Below are 17,449 nucleotides of genomic sequence, written 5' to 3' on the forward strand. Positions count from 1 at the left end.
TACCGGTTACATCAGTTTGCGGTGTTTGACCCTGCTCGGAACGTCGGCGGCAGCGCCCAGTCGCTGGTGCCGATCTTCCTCGTAATCGGTGAAGTTGCCCTCATGGAAAATCACCGATCCATCATCCTCATAGGCGAGGATATGGGTCGCGATACGATCGAGGAACCAGCGGTCGTGTGAGATCACCATCGCAGAGCCCGGGAAGGTGAGCAGCGCCTCTTCCAGCGCCCTCAATGTCTCTATGTCCAGATCGTTGGTGGGTTCGTCGAGCAGCAGCACGTTGGCGCCCTGTTTCAGGAGTTTGGCCAGATGCAGGCGGTTGCGTTCACCACCCGACAGATCCTTGACGAACTTCTGCTGGTCAGAACCCTTGAAATTAAAGCGCCCGACATAGGAGCGCGAGGGAACCTCATAGCTGCCGATACGCATAATATCCTGGCCATCCGAGACTTCCTCCCACACCGTCTTGCTCCCATCGAGATGGTCGCGGGATTGATCGACGTAGCCGAGGTCGACGGTTTCACCAATCACAATCTCGCCGCCATCGGGTTGCTCATCGCCCATCAGTAACTTGAACAGGGTGGACTTACCCATGCCATTGGCGCCGATAATGCCAACGATACTGCCTTTGGGAACCACGAAGCTGACATTGTCGAAGAGCAGACGATCACCAAAAGTCTTGCGTAACCCGCTGACTTCAATGACCTTTTCGCCGAGTCGCTGACCCGGTGGGATGTAAATCTCATTGGTTTCATTACGGCTCTGGAATTCCTGGGACTGCAGCTCCTCAAATCGTTGCAGGCGCGCCTTGTTCTTGGCCTGACGACCTTTGGGATTGCTGCGTACCCAGTCGAGCTCCGCCTTGATGGCTTTCTGGCGAGAGGCCTCCTGACGGGACTCCTGTGCGAGTCGTGCATCCTTCGCTTCGAGCCACGTCGAGTAGTTGCCCTCATAGGGAATGCCATGACCGCGATCGAGTTCGAGGATCCACCCGGCAACGTTGTCCAAAAAGTAACGGTCGTGGGTAATGGCGACCACTGTGCCCGGGAAGCTTTCAAGAAATCGTTCCAGCCAGGCGACGGATTCGGCATCGAGATGGTTGGTGGGCTCGTCGATAAGTAGCATGTCGGGCTCCGACAACAACAATCGGCATAGGGCAACCCGCCGCTTTTCACCCCCGGACAGCCTGGTCACGTCCGCATTCCAGGGGGGTAGACGCAACGCATCCGCGGCAATGTCGAGTCGGGTCTCTATGTTGTGGGCGTCAGTGGCCTGAATAATGTCCTCAAGTCGCGCCTGCTCTTTGGCGAGAGCGTCGAAATCGGCATCGGGCTCGGCGTAGTCGGCATAGACCTTTTCGAGGCCGGCCAGTGCATCGAGGGCGGTTTGTAACCCCTCCTCTACATTACCCCGCACATCTTTGTCGGGATTGAGTTGGGGTTCCTGCGGCAGATAGCCGATATTGATCCCCGGCTGTGGTCGCGCCTCACCCTGAATGTCGGTATCCAGTCCGGCCATGATCTTGAGCAGCGTCGATTTGCCCGCGCCGTTAAGCCCCAGCACCCCGATTTTGGCCCCCGGGAAAAATGACAGCGAGATGTCCTTGAGGATTTCACGCTTCGGCGGCACAACCTTGCCGACGCGGTTCATCGTGTAGACGTATTGCGCCATGAAAACTACTTCCTGATTAACTGTTTGCGGGAGTGGGAGAATAGCAAAGCTGGTGTACCAGCCGTAAGGCCCACTGATAGGCGGGGGCGATGGCCATCACGGGCTGCATTCAACCAACAATGGGGGCTGAAGAGGGCTCGTCTTCCGGGTGATTGTAATCCGAGGACAGCAAGTCCTCATGATAATCCTCGTACTCGAACTCGGTGCTGGAGCTTACCCGGGCGATGTGGAACAGCGCGTCGCCAGAGTAGACCAAAGGCAGGTTGGACCGTCCAATAATAATCCCTGCCACCGGAGCGCGAACTTCGACCTCATTCTCCCCCAGGGGCTCCGCGACGACACCGATCACCTGGTCGCGTTCGACCTGAGCGCCAAGTGCCACCAATACGCGGTGTACGCCGCTACTCGGCGCGCGTACCCACCGTGACTCCTTGGATACGATAGGCGCCTGTTTGGCTTTGGAGCGAGTTTTTCGCAACATGCCGAGATGACGCATGACATCGAGTACGCCTTTTTCGCCCGCTCGAATATACACTTCATCAAAGCGCAGCGCTTCGCAGCTTTCGTAGAGAATCACAGGAACCCCCATTGCTGTTGCGCACTGTCGCAGGGATCCGTCCCGTTCCTGAGAATTGATGACAAGCGGGGCGCCGAAGGCTCGTGTCATACCTCGCACCACCTCGTTGTCCAGCTGGGCGCGGATTTGCGGGAAGTTCGATCGGTGGCGTCCCCCGGTATGCAGGTCGATACCATGGGTGCACTTGCTGACGACCTCGTTCAGAAAGGTATCGGCCAGTCGCGCAGTAAGCGAGCCGTTGGGAGAGCCCGGGAAAGAACGGTTCAGATCCCGGCCATCGGGCAGGTACCGGGTCTGGTTGTTGAAGCCGTAAAGATTGACAATCGGTATCACCAGCAGGGTGCCGCTGAGTCGCCGCGGATCGATATGGCGGAGTACCCGGCGAACGATCTCGATACCGTTGATCTCATCCCCATGAATCGCCGCACAGACGAACAGGGTCGGCCCCTCTCTGACGCCGCGGGTGACGTGTACATCCATCGACAGGTCGTCACTGGAAAACGTGGGTGGTAGACCAATCTGGACGGTTTGCGTTTCACCGGGCTGTATCTCGGTATTGCCGATGGTCAGCGGGCCAACGCTGGGCTTTGCCCTGGAACCGGTCACGATAAAAAATCCGGGGGTGTTTTAGATTTCCCACCCAGTAGAAAGGATTGTCCTGGCGAGACATAAAAGCCGCGTCGGATCGCCGTCCGTCCCAGCAGCATGCGGAAACGCATGGTATCCCGGTCGGTGAGGGTAAGCTCGATGGTTTTGGTGAGCGCGCCAATAACGACCCGGGATTCGACCACCAGCCGCTTCTCCCGATGGCCCCCTGAGTCCGTGACTTCACGGTGGTCCAGAAGCGGGGCTTCACAATGGATTTCGAGATCGCCACTGCCCTGGTCCGGATGCACACCAAAGCGTACCCACTCAGCGCCCTGCTTTTCAAAGCGCTCGGTATAGAAGGCGTGGATACAGCTGGTTCGAGCACCAGTGTCAACCTTTGCCTTGATTGCCGATATGCCGAGATCAGGAAGCCCGACCCATTCCCGCCAGCCAATAACCCGTCGCTCAGCCATCAGTGCTGCACCACCGATCTGCCGCGGCCGATCGCATAGTAGTGTATGCCCAGAGCCTCCAGCTGACCCGGGTCATACAGGTTGCGACCATCGATAATAATGGGGTGCTTCAGCGTGCGCTTTATGGTGTCAAAGTCGGGGGACCAAAAGGTCTTCCATTCGGTACACACCACGAGGCAGTCGGCGTTGGCAAGCGCATCGTCTTTGTTCTCGCAGTAAATCAGATCGTCGCGATCACCGTAGATAGCCTGACACGCCGCCATCGACTGCGGATCGTGCGCCTGAACCTTTCCACCGTGCGCCCAGATGGTTTCCATCAGGGTGCGGCTCGGCGCTTCGCGCATATCGTCGGTATTGGGCTTGAAGGACAGCCCCCACACCGCGACTGTGCAATCCGAAAGATCTTCGCCCAGACACGCGATCAATCGCTGCCCCAGTTTCTGTTTTTGGCGCTGGTTGGTGTCGTTAACCGCAGACAGGATCTGTGCCGGGCAACCCTGTGCTTCAGCGAGGTGCCGCAGCGCCAGCACGTCCTTCGGGAAACAGGACCCGCCATAACCCGCTCCCGGGTAGATAAACTGATAACCGATCCGCGGATCGGCGCCGATTCCCTTGCGAATCGATTCGACATCCGCGCCCACCGCCTCGGCAATCGTGGCAATCTCGTTGATGAAGCTGATCTTTGTAGCCAGCATCGCGTTGGCGGCATACTTGGTCAGTTCGGCACTCCGTGGATCCATAAACATCAGTTTCTCGTGGTTGCGGTTGAAGGCCCGGTACATTTGCCTGAACTCATCAATCGTAGCCTTTGAGCGCGCGCCGACAATGATTCGATCGGGGCTCATGGCGTCAGTGACGGCGGCGCCCTCTTTGAGAAACTCTGGGTTTGAGCACACTTCAAAGGGCAGGCTCACCCCCCGGGCTGTCAAACCCTCGCTAATTCTGGCCTCCACCGCGTCCGCCGTTCCCACGGGCACCGTCGATTTGTTAACCACGACCTTGCGCCCCTCCATGTGTTGGGCAATGGAATCCGCGACCGACATCACATAGCGGAGATCGGCGCTGCCGTCGCTCCCGGCAGGCGTTCCAACGCAGATAAACAGATAATCACTGGCGCCGACCGCTTCTGCCGCATCGGCGGTGAATGACAGTAGCCCCTGCTCTACACCGCTGATGACCTTAGCCTCGAGGCCAGGCTCAAAGAAGGGAATGTCGCCCCGACGCAGTCGCTCAATACGGTCTGCGTCCACATCCATACAGGTCACACGATGTCCCACGTCAGCGAAGATGGCGGACTGGACCAGCCCGACGTAGCCGCTGCCGAAAATACTGATTTTCATTGTGGTCGCTCGATTTTGGGGTGAATACACGTAAATAGTCGCGGGCACACTATAAATGAGCTGCCCGGTATTTGACACAGTCAGTGGTTACGGATCGGCGGCCATTCGAGTAAAATACAGCCCCTTAAATCCATTACGAGTCGGGTCGCGCGGGCGCGCGTCTTCTCGGTAACCGCAAGGTACAGTCATGAACCAACTCGCTACGTCCCTGACCAGCTTTTTGAACACTGAGCAGCAGACCATCGAAGCGTTCGACCCGGAACTCTGGGCGGCAATGAGTGCTGAGGCGCGTCGTCAGGAAGAGCATGTGGAATTGATAGCCTCGGAAAACTACGCGAGCCCGAGAGTGCTGGAAGCACAGGGGTCGGTGTTGACCAACAAATATGCCGAGGGCTATCCGGGCAAGCGCTATTACGGTGGCTGCGAATTTGTTGATATCGCCGAGATGCTGGCCATCGAACGTGCCAAAAAGCTGTTCGGCGCCGATTATGCCAATGTCCAACCCCACTCAGGATCGTCGGCCAACCTGGCGGTTTTTCAGGCCTTACTCGAGCCCGGTGATACGGTGATGGGAATGAGTCTCGCCGATGGGGGCCATCTCACCCATGGTGCAAGCGTCAATTTTTCGGGAAAGATCTATCATGCCGTTCAGTACGGGATCGATCATGAGACCGGTGAAGTCGACTATGACGTACTGGCTGCCATGGCCAAAGAACATCAGCCCAAGCTGCTCATTGGCGGGTTTTCAGCCTACAGCCGGGTCATGGACTGGGCGCGCTTCCGAGCTATCGCCGATTCGGTGGGCGCTTATTTACTGGTGGATATGGCTCATGTCGCCGGTTTGGTGGCTGCTGGTGTTTATCCGAATCCGGTGCCCCATGCCGATGTGGTCACCTCCACGACCCATAAAACCCTTCGCGGTCCGCGCTCCGGCATAATCCTCGCTCGAGCCAACGAGGCGCTGGAGAAGAAGTTTAATTCAGCGATATTTCCGGGAGCCCAGGGCGGTCCGTTAATGCACGCGATAGCCGGTAAGGCGGTGGCGTTCAAGGAGGCCATGGAGCCCGAGTTCGTCGATTACCAAAAGCAGGTCATCGATAACGCGCGGGTAATGGCAGCTACCTTTATCGAGCGGGGGCATCGGATTGTTTCCGGCGGCACCGATAACCATCTGATGCTTCTCGACCTGATTGGCAAGCCTTACACTGGCAAAGATGCCGATGCGGCTCTCGGTCATGCCAATATCACTGTGAATAAAAACGCCGTTCCCAATGATCCGCGATCGCCCTTTGTGACCTCGGGTCTGCGATTGGGCACGCCGGCCATTACCACCCGTGGGTTCGGTGAGGTCGAGACTGCTGCACTCACCCACTGGATGTGCGATGTCTTGGCAGCACTCGAGGAAGGCAACGCAGAAACAGTGATCGCCGAGGTTCAGGGAAAGGTACTCGAGGTCTGTAGTCGCTTCCCGGTTTACGGTGCCTGAGGTCCGGTTCGAGCGGTAGACTGCCATGCATTGTCCCTTCTGCTCGGCTGATGACACCAAGGTTATCGATTCGCGTCTGGTTGCCGAGGGCGGCCAGGTGCGTCGCCGGCGCGAATGCCTCGGTTGTAAGGAGCGATTCACAACCTACGAACTAGCCGAGCTGGTAATGCCTCGGGTTATTAAGCAAAACGGTATTCGCGAGCCTTTTGACGAGGTCAAGCTGCGATCAGGATTTGCCCGCGCGCTGGAAAAGCGGCCGGTGCCGGTTGAAGAAATCGAAGCCCGGATCGATCAGATCAAGCATGAACTGCGCGCAACCGGGGAGCGGGAAATTCCATCCCGTGAGCTCGGTGAGTTGGTGATGTCGGCGCTGAAGCGTCTTGATCAGGTGGCCTATGTCCGCTTTGCATCGGTTTATCGCAGCTTTCAGGACCTGTCTGAATTTCGCGACGCCATCGAGCGGCTCGAATCCGAGCCTGCAGAAACCGACAACCCGTGAACACCAGTGCCGACGAGATTTACATGGCGCGTGCACTGGCGCTCGCCGGTGAGGCGCGCTTCTGGGCAACACCAAACCCGCATGTGGGTTGTGTACTGGTGCATGAGGGTAAGGTTATCGGTGAAGGCTTTACCCAGCCTGCGGGCGGAAATCATGCGGAAATTGAAGCCCTTGAGCATGCGACTGCCGATCCCAGCGGCGCTACCGCCTATGTGACCCTGGAGCCCTGTGCTCACACCGGGCGAACCGGCCCCTGTGCGGATGCGCTTATCGATGCGGGTCTTACCCGCGTGGTGGTCGCGGTAGGCGACCCTTATCCCGCGGTGGATGGGCGGGGTATTGATCGGCTACGCGCGGCGGGTATTGAGGTTTCTGTCGGTGTTCTGGCGGTACAGGCCAGCGACCTGATGGCGGGGTTTTTGATGCGCATGCAGCGCGGCTGGGGGAGGGTAAGGCTCAAAATGGCGGCTTCCCTCGATGGTCGAACCGCCATGGCCTCCGGCGAGAGCCAGTGGATCACGGGCGTTGAGGCGCGCTCTGACGTTCAGCGTCTTCGGGCAGAGAGTTGTGCCATTGTCACGGGAATCGGTACCGTACTGGCCGACGACTGTGCGTTGACGGTGCGGTCGGAGTCACTTTCTCTGGACGAGGATGCGCGTCGGCGGGCGGTGGTCAAGCCGCCACTGCGTGTCGTGCTCGATAGTGCCGGCCGAACTCCCGGGGACGCGCGCATCACGTCAACGGGAGCTCCGACCCTGATTATTACTGCTCCCGATGTCGATGCCCCGGACTATGCCGGGGAGGTTGAGGTCGCGAGTAACGCCACTGGGCACGACGGTCGCCTGGACCTATCGGCAGTTCTGATGCAACTGGGTGCGCGCGGTATCAATGAAGTGCTCCTGGAAGTGGGGCCCACATTGGCGGCGGCTTTTCTCAAAGCAGGGCTGGTTGACGAAGTGGTTCTCTATCAGGCGCCAAAGCTGCTTGGTGACACCGCACGGCCGCTTGCGGCGCTGTCTATCGATCGGTTGGCCGAGGCGGTGGCGCTTGAGTACCAGGATGTTACCCCCGTCGGTAATGACCTTCGCATTACGGCGCGGGTGATCAGTTAATGGAGACAACGTGTTTACAGGAATTATAGAGGCGGTAGGCGAGATTGCGGCGATGGAACCGAGGGGCGGCGACCTTCGGTTGCGTATCCGCACGGGTAAGCTGGATCTGTCTGATGTGCAGTTGGGCGACAGTATTTGCACCAGCGGGACCTGTCTTACGGTCACCGAATTGCCCGGAGATGGTTATTGGGCCGATGTCTCGGTAGAGACGCTGAATTTCACCACCCTCGGCGATAAGAAGCCCGGAAATCGGGTGAATCTGGAGCGCTCCCTGACCCCGGCGTCACGGCTGGGCGGACATATTGTCAGTGGCCATGTGGATGGCGTTGGCGAGGTCGTCGCTGTGGATCAGGATGCGCGCTCCTGGCGTTACTCGGTTGAAGCGCCACCCGATCTGGCTCGGTATATCGCCCACAAGGGCAGCATTTGTGTCGATGGCACCAGCTTGACGGTCAATGCCGTCCACGGGGGCCGCTTTGAGCTCAATATTATCCCGCAGACACTGCAGGAAACGGTGTTTGGTGAGTATCAACCGGGCAGCCGCGTTAACCTCGAAGTCGATGTGATCGCGCGTTATCTGGAACGACTTCTGATGGATCGTGATACCCCCGTGACGCAAGGATTGTCCCTTTCATCACTCAAAGAGGCGGGTTATCTGAATGAATGACTCACGTATTGTTTCGTCAGAGGAGCTTTTCAGTGAGCTGCGCTACGGTCGCCCGGTTTTATTGCAGATCGATAATAGCGCCGGTAGCGCAAAGGGTTTGGTGGTCGCTGCGGCAGAGTTGTGCACTCCCGAACACATCACCTTTATGGCGCGCAAGGCCAGGGGCCTTGTTTGTCTCGGACTCACAGCAGCTCGGTGTCAGCAGCTCAGTCTTCCCCTGATGGTTGAGGGGGATGAGGAAGCCCAGCCCTTTACGCTCTCTATCGAGGCGTCCACTGGCATTGATACGGGCATATCGGCAGTCGATCGTGCACGCACTGTGCGCGTGGCAGTCGCGCAGGATGCGACCCCATCCGATCTGGTTCAGCCGGGGCATATTTTCCCCATCGCGGCGGTCGAGGGCGGCGTGCTGAATCGGGTCGACAGCGCGGAGGCGACCACCGATCTTGCGGCCTGCGCGGGTTTGATGCCTGCAGCCGTGTTCGCTGAGGTACTCGATCCCCGGGGGGAGGTCGCTGAGGGTAATACATTGCTGGATTTCGCGAGTGAGCACGGGCTCAAGGTCGGCCGGGTCTCTGATCTGGTGCATTTTCGGCTCGCCAATGAATGCACCGTTGAGAGAATCCGCGAGGGCAGCATTGACACCGCCCACGGCGCCATGCAGCTCACGGTATACCGCGAACATACCCAGGGCCGGGTGCATTTGGCCCTCAGTCGGGGTGAGATCCGTGAACAGGATCCCACCGTGGTGCGTGTGCACGTGACCTCCACCCTGCGCGATCTGGTGGGCACCACCCTGAGCGATCGGGCATCGTGGCGGTTCGACGACAGTTTGCAAAAGCTGGCCGGTGCTGAGCGGGCGGTTCTGGTGTTGATCAGTCGGCCAGAAACCCCTGATGAGCTATTGGCAGGTGTCGATCGACTGCTGGGTAATGGAGGCGGGGACCAACTGCAGTCGGCGGATGGCTATGCCTCGGTGGGACTCGGCGCACAAATCCTCCGTGATCTCGGTGTTGGTCAGATTCAACTACTGAGCGCCCCGGTCAAGTACAATGCGCTGTCCGGATTTGGTCTTGAGGTCGTGGATTTCGTCAATCCCGGCATGGATCACTAGTTATTGCGAGGAGGCTTTGATGAGCAGCGAAGGAATTAAAACGACGGAAGGTACACTTCAGGGTAACGGCGGCAACTATGCCATTGTGGTTGCACGGTGGAACAGCTTTGTCGTGGAGCACCTTCTCGACGGTGCCATCGACACCCTGCGCCGCCACGGCATCAGTGATTCCCAGATGCACATTATCCGGGTGCCCGGTGCGTTTGAAATTCCCATGGCCTGCCAACAGGCGGCGGCCCATATTGATTGCGATGCCATCATTGCACTTGGCGCCGTGATTCGTGGAGGCACTCCCCATTTCGAATACGTCGCCGGTGAATGCACCAAGGGCGTGGCGCAGGTATCCATGGATACCGGGAAGCCCATTGCATTTGGCGTTCTCACGGTGGACTCCATTGAGCAAGCGGTAGAGCGCTCGGGCACCAAGGCAGGAAACAAGGGAGCCGAAGCGGCGACTACGGCGCTGGAAATGGTCAACCTTATGACCTCGTTAAAGGCTTGAGGCATGCCGAATCCGATCAATACCCTGGCAGCACGGCGCAGAAAAGCGCGACATTATGCGCTGCAAGCGCTTTACCAGTGGACAATGAATCGGAACGACCTCACAGAAATTGAGGCGGAATTTCGCGTCGACAACGACTTCAGCCATGTCGACGGCGAATACTTCCACGAATTATTGACCGGCATCGTGCGCACCGCCGACTCACTGGATGAGTCGCTGGTGCCGTTACTCGATCGCTCGATCAGCGAGCTCGATCCAGTAGAACGCAACCTGCTTCGACTCGGCGCCTTTGAGCTTCGCGACCGTATCGACGTCCCCTACAAGGTTGCTATCAACGAAGCGGTAGCACTGGCGAAAAAATTTGGTGCTACCGACAGTTTCCGCTACGTCAATGGCGTGCTCGATAAGTTGGCGCAGGACCTGCGCTCCATCGAGATTGCTGCAGAGCATTAATGGCGACGGCCGAATTTGAGCTGATTGGTCGGTACTTCGCGTCGCTGGGTGGGGGGGATCGGATTGCCCTCGGCATCGGCGATGATGCCGCCGTGTTCGATGTTCCCGAGGGTGAGCAGTGTGTGGTATCCACTGACACACAGGTAGAGTATGTTCACTTCTTTCCAGAGACACTACCCGAAGACATTGCCTATCGCGCGGTTGCTGCGGCTGCCAGCGACCTCGCTGCCATGGGCGCAAGTCCGCTGGGAATGACGCTGGCGCTGACGCTTCCCGAGGCGGATGAGCTCTGGTTGCACGGATTTTCCCAGGGCCTGGCTGCCGCAGTTCGCGATCTCGCCCTTCCGCTTATGGGCGGAGATACAACTCAGGGACCATTGACGATAACCATAACGGTACATGGCAGCGTCCCACGCGATGCCGCGGTTACCCGCGGGGGCGCGCGTCCCGGCGATCGATTGTGCGTCACGGGTACGCTTGGGGATGCGGCGGCCGCCCTCGCATTACAACGCGGTGAATTGTCCGGAGACCGGCTCCCGGAAGCCGAGGATGTCGAGTGGCTGTTGTCGCGGTTTAATCGGCCCATCGCGCGCTTTGAGTGGCTGTCATTTTTGCGCGCCCATGGCTCGGCCGCGATTGATATCTCCGATGGACTGCTTGCTGATGCCGAGCATATTGCCGCTGCCAGCGGAGTGGCCTTAACGATTGATTCAACGGCGATTCCCTTGTCTGATGCCCTTCGCCGCGCCGCGCCGTCGGAGGCCCGCCTATTTGAATGGGCCCTCGGGGGAGGTGATGATTACGAGTTGTTGTGCACGGTCCCCGCGGGCTGTCAGATACCCGATGGGCTGGCAGTGATCGGTGAGGTGGTTGTGGGCCAGGGCGTGCAGATAGATCGCCCCACGTCGGGTGCGGGTGGCTATGCACACTTCAATTGACGCCACGGGTGTAATACCCGCTGAAGTATTTCGTTCGCCGTCCCTGTTTATGGCAATCGGCTTTGGTTCTGGTCTGTCGCCGGTCGCACCGGGGACGGTGGGCAGTGTGGTGGCACTGCTACCGGGCTGGTTTCTGATCCAGTCCGATGCAGCCAGCTTTTGCGTGTTTATCCTGATTGCCTCCCTGCTGGGTGTCTGGTGGTGCCAGCAGGCGGGCCAGCGATTGGGTGTATCCGATCACGGCGCTATTGTTTTCGATGAGTTTGTCGGGCAATGGATTGCGCTGGGGCTGCCCTGGTACCTGTTACAGGGCGGTTTGCCAGTACCCGTGATTATTCTGGGTGGGCTGCTCGCGTTTCGACTGTTTGATATCGCCAAGCCATGGCCGGTGGGTTGGCTCGATCGACACCTGAAAGGCGGATGGGGCGTCATGCTTGATGATGTCGCCGCCGGCCTGATGGCGGGCGCGCTGTTGACCGCAGTGGGGATTCCGTTGGTGGTGCTAAGCCATTGATACTATGGCTTGCTGCGTTTGATATTACTTTGAGCGTTCGACCATGCTCAGCGCTACATCGCGCAGCGCCAGTGCGCTTTCACCAAAGGGCTCCAGAGCGTCTACGGCTTCATTGAGTAATCGCGCGGCTTCCGCTTTCGCGCCATCAATCCCGAGGCAAGTGACATAGGTTGACTTGCCCGAAATAGCGTCTTTCCCTGCCGTTTTACCCAGGTCGTCGCTGCAGGCCGTCACGTCGAGCACATCGTCAATCACCTGAAACGCGAGTCCGAGATTCATCGCAAAGGTCGCGAGTCGATCGAGGGTCTCTCTATTGGCGCCAGCGACAATTGCGCCGCCGACAACTGCGGCTTGTATCAGCGCGCCAGTCTTCAGACGGTGCAGTCGGGTGAGCTCGGCGATGCCGCACTGCTGATGCTCGGCGGCCATATCCAGCGCCTGCCCACCAACCATGCCTTCAAAGCCCACGGCCTGACTCAGCAGGGCAAACAGCTCCACCCGTTGCTCGGCAGAAAGCGAACTGTCGCGGGCGATGATCTCAAAAGCGCGCGCCTGAAACCCGTCGCCCACCAGAATGGCTGTCGCTTCATCAAATGCGCGATGGACGGTGGGGCGGCCTCGACGCAGGTCATCATTATCCATCGCCGGGAGGTCGTCGTGGACCAGTGAATAGCTGTGCAGGAGCTCGATGGCGGTTGCCACGGTTTCGACGCCGCAGTTCGGATCGGCGCTACCCAGCATCGCCGCTGTTTCCCTGACCAACTTCGCACGCAATTGCTTGCCCGGATTGGCGAGCACATATTCCGCGGCGGCTGCGAGTTGGGGATCAGGGCACGGTATTGAGTGAGGTTCGCCGGCGCTCATTCTTCCAGTGGTTGCACCTGGTCATCGTTGCTGATTACGGCGATTCGCTGCTCGGCTGCTTCGAGAGCGGTTTGGGCCTCGTTGGCCATTTTCACGCCCTGCTCATACAGCGCCAGCGCGTCCTCCAGTGGCAACGACGGGTCCTCGAGTTTCTCGACAAGCGTCGATAGCTGGTCCATCTGTTCCTGCAGGGGCATCGAGGTGGGTGCCGGATCTTTGCTTTTGCGGGTCATGACAATGGCGTCTGATTAATGGATAGCCTGCAGCGACGGGTTGTCAGCCGCTGCCGCCACCGGGGCAGTTGGTGCCGCGGCGTCGAGGATTGCCGCTGCATTAAGCCCGGCCATATCGCGGTTCTGCTGTTGACTGGCCTGTTCGATAAATTCGTCGCCGATGCCAACATGTTTTATTCGGCATTGTAATCCGTTGGCGGCGAGCCATTCGGCGACGCCGCTTCCAGCACCGCCCGCAATCATATTTTCCTCAACCGTAATCAGTAATTCATGCGTCGAGGCCAGCGCTTCAAGAAGCGCTTCGTCCAATGGTTTGACCCAGCGCATATCGACTACGGTTGCATTCAGTTGTTCGGCCGCGACTAAGGCCTCGGGCAGCAAGACGCCAAAATTGACGATCGCGATAGCTTCGCCCTCGCGGACACGACGACCCTTACCCACCGGTAAGACACTCATTTCTGATTCAATCGGCACGCCAATACCGTTGCCACGAGGATAACGTACGGCAGCGGCTCCGGGATGCTGGTAGGCGGTATACAGCAGCTGTCGGCATTCATTTTCATCGGCGGGTGCGGCAATGATCATATTGGGAACACACCGCAGGTAGCTTAAGTCGAACACGCCGTGATGCGTGGCGCCGTCCTGACCAACAAGTCCCGCCCTGTCCAGCGCAAAGGTGACATCGAGCTCCTGCAAGGCGACATCGTGAATCAGTTGATCATAGGCGCGCTGAAGAAACGTAGAGTAAATCGCGACTACCGGCTTGAGCCCATCACAGGCCATTCCCGCAGCGAGTGTTACTGCGTGCTGTTCGGCAATGGCTACATCGTAGTAACGGTCGGGGAAGTCGCGAGCAAATGTCACCATGCCGGACCCCTCGCACATGGCCGGGGTAATGCCGATTAACAGGGGATCAACAGCGGCTATATCACAGAGCCACTGACCAAACACGTCCTGATACTTGGGTGGTTTGGGCATCGGTGGTTTCGGTGGCACCGAAGGATCGGATTTCTCAAGCTTGTTCAACGCGTGATAACCGACCGGATCTGCCTCGGCGGGGGAGTACCCCTTGCCCTTGACCGTGCGGATATGCAGAAGCTGCGGACCGGAAAGCTCGGTCATATTGCCCAGCGCCTGAACCAGCTGGGGCAGGTCGTGGCCATCCAGTGGCCCGATGTAATTGAAACCCAGTTCTTCGAATAGCGTCCCGGGTGCCACCATGCTCTTCATGTGTTCCTCGGTTCGCTTGGCGACTTCCCATGCGGTACGGACATTTTCGAGCAGCTTCTTGGAGCCCTCGCGCAAGGAAATATACGCTCGACTGGCCCATATCTTGGCGAAGTAGGTCGCCAGACCGCCGGTATTGTGACCGATCGACATCTGGTTGTCGTTGAGCACAATCAGCAGGTTGGGGCGAACGTGCCCGGCGTGTGCCAGGGCTTCAAAGGCCATCCCGCCGGTAATCGCACCATCACCGATCACAGCTACCGTGCGTCGTTTGATCCCCTGCTGCGTGGCGGCAAGCGCCATACCCATACCGGCGGAGACGCTGGTTGATGAATGGCCGACTCCAAACGTATCGAACGGGCTTTCACTGCGCTTGGGAAACCCCGACAAACCCCCAGCCTGGCGCATGGTATGCATCTGAGCACGCCGCCCGGTGAGAATTTTGTGTGGATAGGTTTGATGCCCCACGTCCCAGACGATCCGGTCGTGGGGAGTATTCAAGACATGGTGCAGGGCTATCGTGAGTTCTACGACCCCTAGTCCTGCGCCAAAGTGACCGCCGGTTTGACTGACTGTGAAGAGAAGGAATCGCCTTACTTCATCGGCCAGAGACAAAAGCTGAGGCTCCGTCAGTTGGCGTATATCCAACTGCTGGGATTCCAGGGCTTCGAGCAGCGGCGTGTCAGGTGTTGTCGTTGGAAGCTGGTCTTGCATGGGAAGATGATAACTCATTCGGTGGCATTGGCGCTGCAGAAATTGCGTTTTCGATGGCAGCGCTCAGGTACTCGTAACCCGCCTTATTGAGAGTCTGGCCATCGGGCCAGAAAAACCGCGGCGCCGGATTGCCCCCTGAACCTCGGAGCGAATCATTAATGTCCAGTATTTCCACCCCCGTGGATGCGTCAGCAACGTGATTTAGCGCCACATTTTGAGTTTGAATTCGTTGATCATCCTGCTGATTGGCGGGGGTAAGTAGAAACGACAGGGCAAAAATCCGGTCTGAACGGCCCAGGGAATCCCGCGCGGCGACAATCCCCTCGAGGGCATTAGCCATAGTGTCGATGCGGTCATCTGCCCACCGCGGATCGGTAAGAATGACCACATTTTGGGGGTGGTAATGAGCAATCAGGCGCGCATAACACAGGCCTATCTGCTGGGGATGGAGCCCCGCTATACCGCGAATCAAAAGCGCCACACCGTTGACGGAGTCTGGAGGCCTACGCCAGCGAATCGCGGCATTCGCGCCCAGAACCAGCGTGGAGTCGGGTTTGATGTGCTCGCCGTTGTCACTCCGCTCCAGCGCATTTCGAAGTGGGTCACAACTGTCGTTCAAGGAGGGTCGAAGCAGCATATCGGCGCGCAGGAAAAAAAGCAGGGGAATCAGCACAATACAGAATAAGGTCAGCAGCAGTAGCGGGCTGTTCTTGGGCATGGCTAGGCGGTGTCTTGGGTAGCTGCTAATGGTGCAAGCATAGGCCATACCGGAGTAAAAAACCGTCGATCACCCCGCATTTTTTCGCCTTGGCGCACAACGTATTGTCCCAATTCCCCGCCACTGGGTTACATTAGCATCATGCTATATCAGCGAAAAATTGAAGATAAAGCGCTTCTGGCGGCAAAGCTCGATCTTCAGGTAAGAAACGCACGCTTTTCGTCGGTCGGCGTGCATTTGATCGGTGTGGCCGCCATGATGGCGCTGCTCTGGTTCCAGTTGCCCCAGAATCTGATTCTGACGGCTGCCGGTACGATGGTGGCGGTGCTGCTGGTCCGGACCCTGCGTATGACCCAGGCTCAGCACAAGGACTGGGCTCACAGGTATCCGGTGCGCCTGTTGTGGGAGATGACCGTCGGGGCGCTGGTTACCGGAATGCTGTGGAGCGGGGCGATATTCTGGTTGGACGGCTACTTACCCGACCAATGGTTTTACGTTGCTGTCCTCATCGCCGCCTTCATCGCCATAGTGGCGGTTTCCGTGATGACGATCGTTCTTCAGCTTTATCTGGCCTACCTATTCTCGACGCTGGTGCCCATGGCGTCCTGGCTCGCCTTTCACTACGACGCACGGCCTTACAACCTGATAATCGCCGCCGTCATGACCGGGCTGGCGGTTATTCTCTCTCTTATCGGCGGGTGGATGAGTCGATCTTTTGCCGAATTGGTCAAGGTTAATCTCGAGCGAACTGCAATGGCACAGGATCTCTCGGATCTGACGGCGAGCCTCAGGGTTCGCAACCTCCAGTTGCAGGAAGCCCGAAAGCAGCTCTCGGAGATGGCGACGGTTGACGAACTTACCGGGTTGCGTAACCGACGCGCGGTCAATCGACTTCTGGATGTTGAGCTTGCGCGTTCAAAACGTTCAGGCGTGCCAATCGGACTGGTTATGATCGATGTTGACCACTTCAAGTTATACAACGACACCTATGGTCATCCCGATGGCGATGAGGTGCTGCAGCAGCTTGCCGAGGTGTTGATGTCAGTGACGTCCCGAGCGGGTGAAATGGCGGCGAGAATGGGTGGCGAAGAGTTTATTCTGGTGCTGCCGGGTTCAACACAAAACAAGGCGTTGAATAGTGCTGAAATGATCCGCGAGCGATTCAACGCACTTCAGATCCCCCACAAGACATCGTTAACCGCCGAGTTTGTTACCGTTAGCCAGGGGGTTCTCTCCTGCGTGCCGAATCTCGAGACGCGGGGGGAGGCGTTGATCTCTGCGGTGGATAAAGCGCTATACGAGAGCAAGCAGCGGGGGCGTAATGCGATTAGCCTGTCTACCTATGTCCCCTGATCAACTCGGCTCAGGATTCCTCAAACTGTTTGCGTAGCTTATCGAGCTGCCGGCGCTGGTGCTTGTCCGGTTTGTGGGTGGGCCGTGCCAGGGCTCCGGCGGCCCGCCGCGCTTCCATGGCCCGCAGCCGACGGGCCACACTATCTTCGGTTTCTTCGTAAAGGGTTTGTGCCATGGGTGCCCCCTGGCGTTGATCGCTGAGTTTTTTGACGACAACCGTGCGCTCATCCCAGCCTTGCCGAACGTCGAGCTCGGTACCCACATCGATTTCCTTCGATACCTTGACTCGCTGGCCATCAATATGAACCTTACCCGCTTCGATAGCGGTTTTTGCCAGTGACCGGGTTTTAAAAAAGCGTGCAGCCCAGAGCCATTTGTCGAGGCGGAGTTTATCCATGCGCGAATA

General features: G+C 58.3%; 19 protein-coding genes. 10 read left to right on the forward strand and 9 right to left on the reverse strand.

What is annotated here, in order from left to right; translation table 11 throughout:
• Nucleotides 1-6: 6 nt before the first annotated feature.
• From ettA to NOR51B_RS07730, 4 genes are all read right to left on the reverse strand, one after another.
• A complete protein-coding gene (gene ettA / locus NOR51B_RS07715; RefSeq protein ID WP_009021265.1) occupies nt 7-1,671 on the reverse strand; it encodes an energy-dependent translational throttle protein EttA in 1,665 nt (554 codons plus the stop codon).
• A 109-nt stretch (nt 1,672-1,780) separates the two neighbouring features.
• On the reverse strand, nt 1,781-2,854 hold the full coding sequence (locus NOR51B_RS07720) for a succinylglutamate desuccinylase/aspartoacylase family protein (RefSeq protein ID WP_009021249.1): 1,074 nt from the start codon (nt 2,852-2,854) through the stop codon (nt 1,781-1,783).
• On the reverse strand, nt 2,851-3,309 hold the full coding sequence (locus NOR51B_RS07725; protein ID WP_009021266.1) for an ATP-dependent zinc protease family protein: 459 nt from the start codon (nt 3,307-3,309) through the stop codon (nt 2,851-2,853). Before NOR51B_RS07725 ends, NOR51B_RS07720 begins: the two co-directional genes overlap by 4 nt.
• The gene (locus tag NOR51B_RS07730) at nt 3,309-4,649 is read right to left on the reverse strand and encodes a UDP-glucose dehydrogenase family protein (protein WP_040481927.1); all 1,341 of its coding nucleotides are present in this window, start codon (nt 4,647-4,649) and stop codon (nt 3,309-3,311) included. Before NOR51B_RS07730 ends, NOR51B_RS07725 begins: the two co-directional genes overlap by 1 nt.
• A 187-nt stretch (nt 4,650-4,836) precedes the next feature.
• Here NOR51B_RS07730 and glyA point away from each other — a divergent pair, with 187 nt between their 5' ends.
• Genes glyA through NOR51B_RS07775 form a run of 9 tightly spaced genes read left to right on the forward strand, consistent with a single transcriptional unit; the run spans nt 4,837 to nt 11,934 of the window.
• Complete coding sequence (gene glyA / locus NOR51B_RS07735) at nt 4,837-6,135, forward strand: serine hydroxymethyltransferase (RefSeq protein WP_009021551.1); 1,299 nt, start codon at nt 4,837-4,839, stop codon at nt 6,133-6,135.
• Nucleotides 6,136-6,160: 25 nt separating this feature from the next.
• Nucleotides 6,161-6,634: a transcriptional regulator NrdR gene (nrdR, locus tag NOR51B_RS07740; protein WP_009021271.1), complete on the forward strand. Its 474-nt coding sequence runs from the start codon at nt 6,161-6,163 to the stop codon at nt 6,632-6,634.
• On the forward strand, nt 6,631-7,746 hold the full coding sequence (gene ribD, locus NOR51B_RS07745; protein ID WP_009018821.1) for a bifunctional diaminohydroxyphosphoribosylaminopyrimidine deaminase/5-amino-6-(5-phosphoribosylamino)uracil reductase RibD: 1,116 nt from the start codon (nt 6,631-6,633) through the stop codon (nt 7,744-7,746). Before nrdR ends, ribD begins: the two co-directional genes overlap by 4 nt.
• 10 nt (nt 7,747-7,756) lie before the next feature.
• The gene (locus NOR51B_RS07750) at nt 7,757-8,413 is read left to right on the forward strand and encodes a riboflavin synthase (RefSeq protein ID WP_009019766.1); all 657 of its coding nucleotides are present in this window, start codon (nt 7,757-7,759) and stop codon (nt 8,411-8,413) included.
• On the forward strand, nt 8,406-9,527 hold the full coding sequence (locus NOR51B_RS07755) for a 3,4-dihydroxy-2-butanone-4-phosphate synthase (RefSeq protein ID WP_009020146.1): 1,122 nt from the start codon (nt 8,406-8,408) through the stop codon (nt 9,525-9,527). Before NOR51B_RS07750 ends, NOR51B_RS07755 begins: the two co-directional genes overlap by 8 nt.
• A gap of 19 nt (nt 9,528-9,546) precedes the next feature.
• Entirely contained in the window at nt 9,547-10,029 is a 483-nt protein-coding gene (gene ribH / locus NOR51B_RS07760; protein WP_009021419.1) for a 6,7-dimethyl-8-ribityllumazine synthase, read from the forward strand.
• Nucleotides 10,030-10,032: 3 nt separating this feature from the next.
• Nucleotides 10,033-10,482 carry a transcription antitermination factor NusB gene (gene nusB, locus NOR51B_RS07765; RefSeq protein WP_009020108.1) on the forward strand — a complete coding sequence of 150 codons (450 nt, stop codon included), beginning with the start codon at nt 10,033-10,035 and terminating at the stop codon, nt 10,480-10,482.
• Nucleotides 10,482-11,420 (forward strand): thiamine-phosphate kinase, encoded by a 939-nt coding sequence (thiL, locus tag NOR51B_RS07770; protein WP_009021724.1) that lies wholly within the window; start codon nt 10,482-10,484, stop codon nt 11,418-11,420. The genes nusB and thiL overlap by 1 nt, the downstream gene beginning before the upstream one ends.
• Nucleotides 11,404-11,934, forward strand: a complete 531-nt coding sequence (locus NOR51B_RS07775) for a phosphatidylglycerophosphatase A family protein (RefSeq protein WP_009020537.1) — start codon at nt 11,404-11,406, stop codon at nt 11,932-11,934. Before thiL ends, NOR51B_RS07775 begins: the two co-directional genes overlap by 17 nt.
• 24 nt (nt 11,935-11,958) lie before the next feature.
• Here the strand turns inward: NOR51B_RS07775 and NOR51B_RS07780 are convergent, their stop codons facing one another.
• The 4 genes from NOR51B_RS07780 to NOR51B_RS07795 are packed head-to-tail and all read right to left on the reverse strand — an operon-like array spanning nt 11,959 to nt 15,690.
• Nucleotides 11,959-12,798 (reverse strand): polyprenyl synthetase family protein, encoded by an 840-nt coding sequence (locus NOR51B_RS07780; RefSeq protein WP_009019818.1) that lies wholly within the window; start codon nt 12,796-12,798, stop codon nt 11,959-11,961.
• Nucleotides 12,795-13,031, reverse strand: a complete 237-nt coding sequence (xseB, locus tag NOR51B_RS07785; RefSeq protein WP_009019623.1) for an exodeoxyribonuclease VII small subunit — start codon at nt 13,029-13,031, stop codon at nt 12,795-12,797. The genes NOR51B_RS07780 and xseB overlap by 4 nt, the downstream gene beginning before the upstream one ends.
• A 15-nt stretch (nt 13,032-13,046) precedes the next feature.
• The gene (gene dxs / locus NOR51B_RS07790; RefSeq protein WP_009019307.1) at nt 13,047-14,972 is read right to left on the reverse strand and encodes a 1-deoxy-D-xylulose-5-phosphate synthase; all 1,926 of its coding nucleotides are present in this window, start codon (nt 14,970-14,972) and stop codon (nt 13,047-13,049) included.
• Nucleotides 14,941-15,690 carry an SGNH/GDSL hydrolase family protein gene (locus NOR51B_RS07795; RefSeq protein ID WP_009020486.1) on the reverse strand — a complete coding sequence of 250 codons (750 nt, stop codon included), beginning with the start codon at nt 15,688-15,690 and terminating at the stop codon, nt 14,941-14,943. Before NOR51B_RS07795 ends, dxs begins: the two co-directional genes overlap by 32 nt.
• A gap of 141 nt (nt 15,691-15,831) precedes the next feature.
• Here NOR51B_RS07795 and NOR51B_RS07800 point away from each other — a divergent pair, with 141 nt between their 5' ends.
• Nucleotides 15,832-17,043 carry a GGDEF domain-containing protein gene (locus tag NOR51B_RS07800; protein ID WP_009019103.1) on the forward strand — a complete coding sequence of 404 codons (1,212 nt, stop codon included), beginning with the start codon at nt 15,832-15,834 and terminating at the stop codon, nt 17,041-17,043.
• A 10-nt stretch (nt 17,044-17,053) separates the two neighbouring features.
• On the opposite strand, the gene NOR51B_RS07805 is transcribed toward NOR51B_RS07800, so the two are convergent.
• Nucleotides 17,054-17,440, reverse strand: coding sequence for an RNA-binding S4 domain-containing protein (locus tag NOR51B_RS07805; RefSeq protein WP_009021195.1), 387 nt, complete (start codon nt 17,438-17,440; stop codon nt 17,054-17,056).
• Nucleotides 17,441-17,449: the final 9 nt, after the last annotated feature.

Origin of the sequence: Luminiphilus syltensis NOR5-1B (genome assembly GCF_000158175.1) — a bacterium.
GTDB lineage: Bacteria > Pseudomonadota > Gammaproteobacteria > Pseudomonadales > Halieaceae > Luminiphilus > Luminiphilus syltensis.